Genomic DNA, 7,113 nt, shown 5'->3' with positions numbered 1-7,113 from the left:
GTCCTTCTTACCACGTTTTTTCTTGCTTACACCATATAATCATCGTCGCCGGAGAGTAGTCACCAATCTCTACATCACTAAGTCAGTAAAGATTTTATGCGGAATGGCTACCTCTATGCAGACAGCACTCTTGGTTTCATATGCGGTTTGGTTTTTACTCATAATCGATTGGTCCCCAGTTCAAGTCTGGGAGGGGCCACCAGTCATAGAAAGGCGTAGCAGGTTAGTACCTACTACGCCTTTTTTGTACCTGGCGATTTTTAGTCAAACACTTCGTCAAACAAGGAACGGGTACAACTCCCGTTTTCGCATTAGAAATAATCAGCGGGGTAACACTGAGAGGTGTTCAACACTCCGAACCTGTTAGCAGTCATCTTTTCCCTTGCTTATGCAAGCGCCCACTAAAACGACTCATTCGTTGTGTCCTAGGTAACTTCTTGCACCCATCTCACAAAATATGGCTTATCTAACACTTTGGACAATAGCGCACGAAAACCAAAACAGCCCTTGATACACTAATGGCAAATTTGCCAACTCGATGGCGTGTTAGGTGCCGACAACTGATCGGCGGTAGCATGGCTAAACACTGGATACCTAACCAGCTTATCGGGCAGAGATACCCAATAGTGTGCGCGTTTATCCGTGACCGATTCACACTATCCCAGAATGGATGAAAAAAAGAGCCTATTAGTCATGCGTTTACAGACTCACGCTTGGGGATAGTGTGAATACCAGAATAGAGATAGGCGGCATGCACACTTTCGCGGAAGAGCAGTATCCATTAGAGGTAAGAAATTCTTTTGGTAACAGTAAGTTAGATAGAAAAGAGTGCGGGTAATGGTTTTGGGAAATCGTGCATGCGCACTAATACAATGTTAGGCAACTATAAAAGGAGTTCTGTGTAAGAATGAAGTCTGCATTGCATCCAACGGTAAATAAAAGTATTACTGTTGTAGATTATATAAATGAATTTGGGGTAAAACTTGATGGCAATGGACACCTGAGAGTTAGGCCATTTGCTAGATGTCCTGCCTGCGGTAGCGAAATGCATACTAAGGGAGAGGCAAATCCAACTGTTGATGGTGTGTTTAGCCATCAGCCAAATGTTAATCAATTTTGTCCATTAAAAGCTTCAGCAGGGCAGTCATATATAAATCTTCCACCGGTTGATGAAGATCCAAATAGAGCCAAAGCACTTCGAGATTCTTTTATAAATAACTGGAAGTTTCACTACGGATTGATGAAAGGTCACTTGACGGTACTTAGTATTTTTGACTTCATTAATTTAATAAAATTTGCAGACAACAAAAGAATATGGAGTTACCGGCATGTCGAAGAAGCGCAGCTTCCATATATATTTTTGGCGTTAAAAGAGTTTCCGCCAGTAAAGTCTAAGGGTAAATACATCCGCCGAGATTGGGTAAGATTTTGGTTCGATTCAAGGGTACGAAGCCTTGACGACTTATGGATCGAAACAAATGGAGATTGGTTGATGATAAAGGCTACCTATGCAAACCCGAGAAGTGGCGGCTTGCCAACGCATAAACAGCTTAAAGATATAGAGATCATTCAACCTGATCTAGGTTTCTTAAACACAGAAGAACCGAAATTAGCTGACTTTGTTCTCAAAGAAATGGAGAAAGCATTTGGAGTTTAGTTGCCTAACAAGCGCRGGCACGGCGACGGCTTTTTCGCTGCGGCTTCGCTTCCACTACAAAGCCGCGCGTGCTGCAAGCGTTAGCAAACAAGTTTGAACTATGGAGTAAAATGACGGAATTAGAAATATCGTATTGGTCAATGATTGGAACTTGGTTTGCAGGTATTGCTACATTTTTAGCTGTTGTAGTTTCACTTTATCTTGCTAGTTCATCCCGGAAAACTAAGCTACAGCTTAGGTTAGTACGTCATGATCATGGAAACATAAAACTTTCAATTTTAAATCGTGGTCAAGTCTATGCGGAAATCGAAAGGGTTACATTGGCTATAAAGCCGAGTTTATTTTCAGGCTTTATTGCCAATGGAAGTGAATACCTTGATTTGATTCAAGATGTTTTTAATCCTGACGCCGTATGCCGTAGTTTGTTGCCTAATAGCCTATCTCTTACGTTTGACCTAGAGCAAGAATCGTTACATTCGCATTATCGTTTCTTTATACCATACGAAAATGGTATCTTGGAAAAGCCATTCAAAATGCCTAAGTGCTATTTATGTTTACAGCTTAAGTCTGGTGAGAGTTACTACAGCAAAGTGCCAAAAGCATTCAATATAGGCTACAAGGAGACAGTTGGCGGACAGTTTGACCCTCAAATGTTTGCTATGTGTACTGAACCTGATAAATATTTCGTGTATGAAACCTCAGCAGAATTATATAAAAAGCAGCAAGATATTCTAAATCAGTACTCTAAAGCTAGAAAAAACTACCACATGTTGTTGTGCTAACAAACAATTTAAGAGGGATTCTGGACTTGATCCGTTTTACTGGACACGCATCGACGACCTGAGGAGGTCAGTATGCCAGCCTATAAAACGGGTAAAAAGACAGCGCAATATTCACTAGACTTCAAACTAAAAGCGGTTGAATGGAGCTATGAGACGCATCGAACAGTGAGGTCGGTTGCAGAGGCGCTTGATATCCATCCATTCATGCTATCGAAATGGCGTAAAGCGTATCGAGATGGAGAGTTTGGTATGGTCAAGTCCCTAAAAAATAAAGTGAAGCCAGACAAGGCGAAGGATGAGTTATCGGCACTCAAGCGACGGATCACGGAGCTTGAAGAGGAGAACGATATCTTAAAAAAGTGGCAACGCTTTCAAGCAGAACAAAGGCGCAAGCCTACCGATTCGTAAAGCAATATAGTGATGTTTACTCAGTAAAGAAGCTGTGTAGGCACCTTTCTGTGTCTCGTAGTGGCTATTATGATTGGCTAAGCCGCGGACAGTCAGGACACTCACGCGCAGATAGTGAGCTAGGCGCAGAGATAGCGTTCATCTACCGTAAAAGCGAAGGCAGATATGGGAGTCCTAAAATCCATGCGGCGTTGAAGGCAAAAGGTCTCGCAGTGAGTCGTAAGCGTGTGGCACGCTTGATGCGAGAAGCCGGTTTAAAGGCGAGAGTGGACCGCGTTTACCGTCGTCGGCAAAAGAGTCGGACGTTCTTTAAAGGACTCGTCAATCGACGCTTAGAACAAGAAAAAGCGTGCCAAATCAATCAACAATGGACTGCGGATGTTACCTACATAAAAGTAGGAAACCGATGGGGCTACTTAGCGGTAGTGATTGATGTTTACTCAAAAAAAGTACTTAGCCGGGCGCTCAGCGACAAACTTGATTCAAACTTGACGATGTTCACCATTGTTAAAGTACTCGCTAGCCGAAAGCCTAAACGGGGGCTGCTATTTCATACCGACAGAGGGCGCGAGTATTGTGCGGATAGGGTGCGACATTTACTGGCGGAACACGGTGTTGAGCAAAGCATGAATCGGCCAGGGAAATGCACGGATAATGCAGAAGTCGAGTCGTTCTTTAAATCGCTTAAGGGCGAGTTAATCAAAGATGCACCGATTGCTAACTTAAGGCACTTACGAGAGAAGCTCAGAAAATATATTCAGTACTTTTATAATCGAACACGGTTACACAGTAGCATTGGCTATATGTCGCCGATTGCTTTTGAAAAACAATGTGCTTAACGAAAGACGTGTCCGTTAAAGTGGATCAACATCACTAACAAACGTTCGGCATTTTTAATTTGATTGAGTTAAGTGTTTATGGCGTTTAATTTAGGTTTTTGCCATGTTTGTTAGCCACTTAGCTTAGCGTTAGGTTTAGGAAAAGTAAATGAGTATACATCATATATCCGAATCAGAATTTAGATCTTTAAACGTAGACAGCCTCGGGATGTTTCCTGAGAAAGCATGGTTAAAAAGTTCTAAGTTAGATTTGGCTGGTACAATTATTCGAGACCCAATTGATAAAGATTGGTCTTATGTTGTTTTGGCAAAAGACGAAGATGGTATATATAGATGTATAAAAGGTGATGTAAGCCTTCCGACTATAGATAATGCCGAAGAAAATATTATCTCCTTAATGAGTGAAATGGAGATATCTGAGACATTTAAAGAAGAATTATATTTACCTCCAACTGAACTTATTGAAGTCGAAGAAAAAGAAATTGTCACTTCAATTGATGATCAGATTAAAATTTACCTACGAAGAAACCCTGAAAAACTATACGATTTATCCTCCAGAAAATTTGAAGAATTAGTAGCAAGTATATTGAAGGATATGGGATTCGACGTTGAGTTAACTAAAGCTACTCGTGATGGCGGTCGAGATATAATTGCTTACGTCAAAAATGAAGTATGTAGTTATTTAACTCATGTAGAATGTAAAAAATATGCAGCCGATAATAAAATTGGTGTGGGTATTATTAGAGAAGTAATGGGTGTTCATAACTTACGTCAAGCGACAAAAAGTATTATTGTTACTACTAGTTATTTTTCTCGTGATGCCATACGAGAAGCTCAAATGGTAAAAAATCAATTAGACTTAAAAGATTTTAATGATCTTAAAAGTTGGCTTAGAAAATATTAGCTCTAGAGTGCGTAATAAACTTAACAAGTCGAAGCAATTGACAAAATAATTGTCACGCATTTTGCAGAGCAAAATGACGTGCCAAATATTTTGAAACTGTTCTCAGCGTTATGTGTTACTCAGGATATTTTGAATGGGTGAATCCAAAACTATAAGAAAACTAAAAAATGAGTTAATTAAAACAATGCCTTACTTTCCAAATACGAAAGAAGTAAAGGAAGAGCTTGAAAGTCAAAGCTGGGGCTCAGTATTGTTTCATTACTTGAATTGGTCGGCTCGACTAATACCTACTAGAAAACGAAAAGTAGCTATAAAACCTTATCTAACCATGGATTCAAGGTGGGCGGAATGTGAAGCCGATGTATTTCATATCTTAACGAAAGCTTCTTTAGGGCAAGATCTGACAGACCATTTGTCTAATAGTGTGCTTTCAAAAGGGTATACCCCAAAAGAAAATACCCTACGCCAAAATGACTCATGGCTGGATAAAGACCAAATACTAAATACAAAAGGTTTTTATCATTTGCACTTGAAATCCGGTAAGTCGAACAAGGGCAATATCGTACTATTTGTGCAAGTTACTCGTGAAGAACTAACGGCTGTAGCATTATTTGATCATTCAGTATTTGAGTCTGGTTCACCGGTGTTGTCTCGCGAAAGAGAAAGGATGTGGCGTATATATGACGACATCATATCGGAAGATTTACCTCCCGGCTCTGTGTACATGTCACATCCTATAACAACCTCTGGGCATCCGATATTTTTGCACTCAATGACACAGCAGTACATACATGTTATTGAACAAGTTGACAGCAAATTGAACGACCCAACGTTTCATAGCGAGTTGTATGAGGGAAATGAGCACCCAATTCCTAAAAAGCCAAAGTTTTGCTGGCATCTTGAAGGGCTAGATCTTGGTGTCTATGAATCAAAGACTCACCATTTTTTCATTTACAGATATGGTCACATTTAACACATAACAAACGAGTATGTCGTCAATCCTAAATTTAAGCGAGATTTTTATCCCACATCACGCCGTCTCTAAGCACCGAATTTAAGATCACCACTATGTTGCCCGCTGAGCTGCAGGGAGTGTGGATAGGCGCAAACAGAACTCGCCTTATCTGCAACTGCGCACTTTTTGTAACCCTCCCTGTTTTAGTGGCACTCCAAATTAGATTTTTCCTACTTTCATGCCTTTCTAAATAATCTTGTAGTGGCCAACTAACATTGGCTACGATGTTAGAGCGTATGAGAACAGAGGATCCGTTCAGCAAAATCAGAGTAACCAAATTCGACTTGATGATTTTGTCAAGAGCTTTGGTCATGGCTTAAGTTCCATATGCATTCCCACGCGGGAGCATGGGAACGAGTAACATCGTGGATAAAATTGGCGCCAAACGTGACAGGCGCCCAGGTGGCATAATGCATCATAGTTGGCATCTTGCAGGGGCTTGTGTCACCTACGCCAATGGCACCATCGATGTATAGATTTTGTCATTGTTTTAGCTGCCCCAAATTGGCCACGGTGTTAGAGCGTGTAAGAACAGAGATCCGTGCAGCAGAATCAGAGCAACCAAATTCGATAATTGCGGCCTGATGGCTTTGTCACGACTACTGTTCAGGTTTCGAGTTTCGTATGCATTTCCACGCAGGAGCGTGGGAACTAGTAATGCGGTTACTTGTATAAATGATTTTTAGTGTCCATATAATAAGGAAGTGAGATATGAAGAAGTTAGTATTATCAGCTGTGCTGATGGCCACGCCTGTGGCGGCAACAGAGATTAGCGTATTAGATGACTTGAAGTCCACACCTCTAACCGCTTATCAGGCGGGCAGGAATCAATTAGCAACGCTGACTGGAGCAATAAACCTTTTTACTAAACTTGAAGGTAAGCAAGAACTTGCGTTTAAACTCCTAGAAGATAAATCAACTCTTGGCCTTGAGGTTTCAGGTATTCGGCCTGTCAAAAAAGTAACTAAGGATGAATGTGAATCATTGTTTACTAAACTAGGTGCTTTGAACGTGGTCCCCGTTTTACCTACGCTTATCTGGCCAGATTTATCTCCAGATCAGGCTAAAGCAGTTCAGAATGAGTTATTCATCCAAGCTAAACTTATCGCTAAAGAAAATCATGAATTTTCAATTACTTGTAAAAGATCACTGGCGGAAATTTAGTTTCTCATTGATTGGTAAGAGATTTTCTCGTTCCCACGCAGGAGCTTGGGAACGAGCAAAATAAAAAAACAGACACAAAAACGCAGCCCTATGGCTGCGTTCAGACTGCTGACAAAGGTCTAGCTTTCGAGCTAGACCTTTGATCTAATAGGAGTGTCGCAATAGGGATGCTCCGGTATGCTTCAAGAACCTTCTCCACACTGTCGCAATAGGGATGCTCCGGTATGCTTCAAGAACCTTCTCCACACCAATATGAACTTGAAATGGTGACGATGGAACAACTTGTTCCCAAAGACCATCTTGTTCGTAAAATCGACCGTGCCATCGACTTCGAGTTTATTCGA

At 41.0% G+C, this 7,113-nt stretch carries 7 protein-coding genes; all 7 read left to right on the top strand.

Going from position 1 to position 7,113, the window contains the following annotated elements; all coding sequences use genetic code 11:
* Window positions 1-907: 907 nt before the first annotated feature.
* The 7 genes from BZG73_RS15720 to BZG73_RS15685 all read left to right on the top strand — a co-directional run bounded on the left by BZG73_RS15720 (window position 908) and on the right by BZG73_RS15685 (window position 6,769).
* On the top strand, window positions 908-1,657 hold the full coding sequence (locus BZG73_RS15720) for a hypothetical protein (protein ID WP_077668806.1): 750 nt from the start codon (window positions 908-910) through the stop codon (window positions 1,655-1,657).
* A gap of 110 nt (window positions 1,658-1,767) precedes the next feature.
* The gene (locus BZG73_RS15715; protein ID WP_077668805.1) at window positions 1,768-2,439 is read left to right on the top strand and encodes a hypothetical protein; all 672 of its coding nucleotides are present in this window, start codon (window positions 1,768-1,770) and stop codon (window positions 2,437-2,439) included.
* A 72-nt stretch (window positions 2,440-2,511) separates the two neighbouring features.
* Entirely contained in the window at window positions 2,512-2,847 is a 336-nt protein-coding gene (locus BZG73_RS15710; protein ID WP_077668804.1) for a transposase, read from the top strand.
* On the top strand, window positions 2,799-3,686 hold the full coding sequence (locus BZG73_RS15705) for an IS3 family transposase (protein WP_077668803.1): 888 nt from the start codon (window positions 2,799-2,801) through the stop codon (window positions 3,684-3,686). The genes BZG73_RS15710 and BZG73_RS15705 overlap by 49 nt, the downstream gene beginning before the upstream one ends.
* A gap of 148 nt (window positions 3,687-3,834) precedes the next feature.
* Entirely contained in the window at window positions 3,835-4,590 is a 756-nt protein-coding gene (locus BZG73_RS15700) for a restriction endonuclease (RefSeq protein ID WP_077668802.1), read from the top strand.
* Window positions 4,591-4,723: 133 nt separating this feature from the next.
* Window positions 4,724-5,563, top strand: coding sequence for a hypothetical protein (locus tag BZG73_RS15695; protein ID WP_077668801.1), 840 nt, complete (start codon window positions 4,724-4,726; stop codon window positions 5,561-5,563).
* A 753-nt stretch (window positions 5,564-6,316) separates the two neighbouring features.
* On the top strand, window positions 6,317-6,769 hold the full coding sequence (locus tag BZG73_RS15685; RefSeq protein WP_077668799.1) for a hypothetical protein: 453 nt from the start codon (window positions 6,317-6,319) through the stop codon (window positions 6,767-6,769).
* Window positions 6,770-7,113 lie beyond the last annotated feature (344 nt).

The sequence above is a fragment of the Salinivibrio siamensis genome (assembly GCF_001996005.1).
Classification (GTDB): domain Bacteria; phylum Pseudomonadota; class Gammaproteobacteria; order Enterobacterales; family Vibrionaceae; genus Salinivibrio; species Salinivibrio siamensis.
Note: the sequence above shows the minus strand (reverse complement) of the source record. Positions and strands in the feature narration are given on the sequence as shown.

Bases quoted from the DNA above. Each gene is read 5' to 3' on its own strand.
- BZG73_RS15720 (WP_077668806.1), top strand. From the start codon at position 908: ATGAAGTCTGCATTGCATCCAACGGTAAATAAAAGTATTACTGTTGTA.
- BZG73_RS15715 (WP_077668805.1), top strand. From the start codon at position 1,768: ATGACGGAATTAGAAATATCGTATTGGTCAATGATTGGAACTTGGTTT.
- BZG73_RS15710 (WP_077668804.1), top strand. From the start codon at position 2,512: ATGCCAGCCTATAAAACGGGTAAAAAGACAGCGCAATATTCACTAGAC.
- BZG73_RS15700 (WP_077668802.1), top strand. From the start codon at position 3,835: ATGAGTATACATCATATATCCGAATCAGAATTTAGATCTTTAAACGTA.
- BZG73_RS15695 (WP_077668801.1), top strand. From the start codon at position 4,724: ATGGGTGAATCCAAAACTATAAGAAAACTAAAAAATGAGTTAATTAAA.
- BZG73_RS15685 (WP_077668799.1), top strand. From the start codon at position 6,317: ATGAAGAAGTTAGTATTATCAGCTGTGCTGATGGCCACGCCTGTGGCG.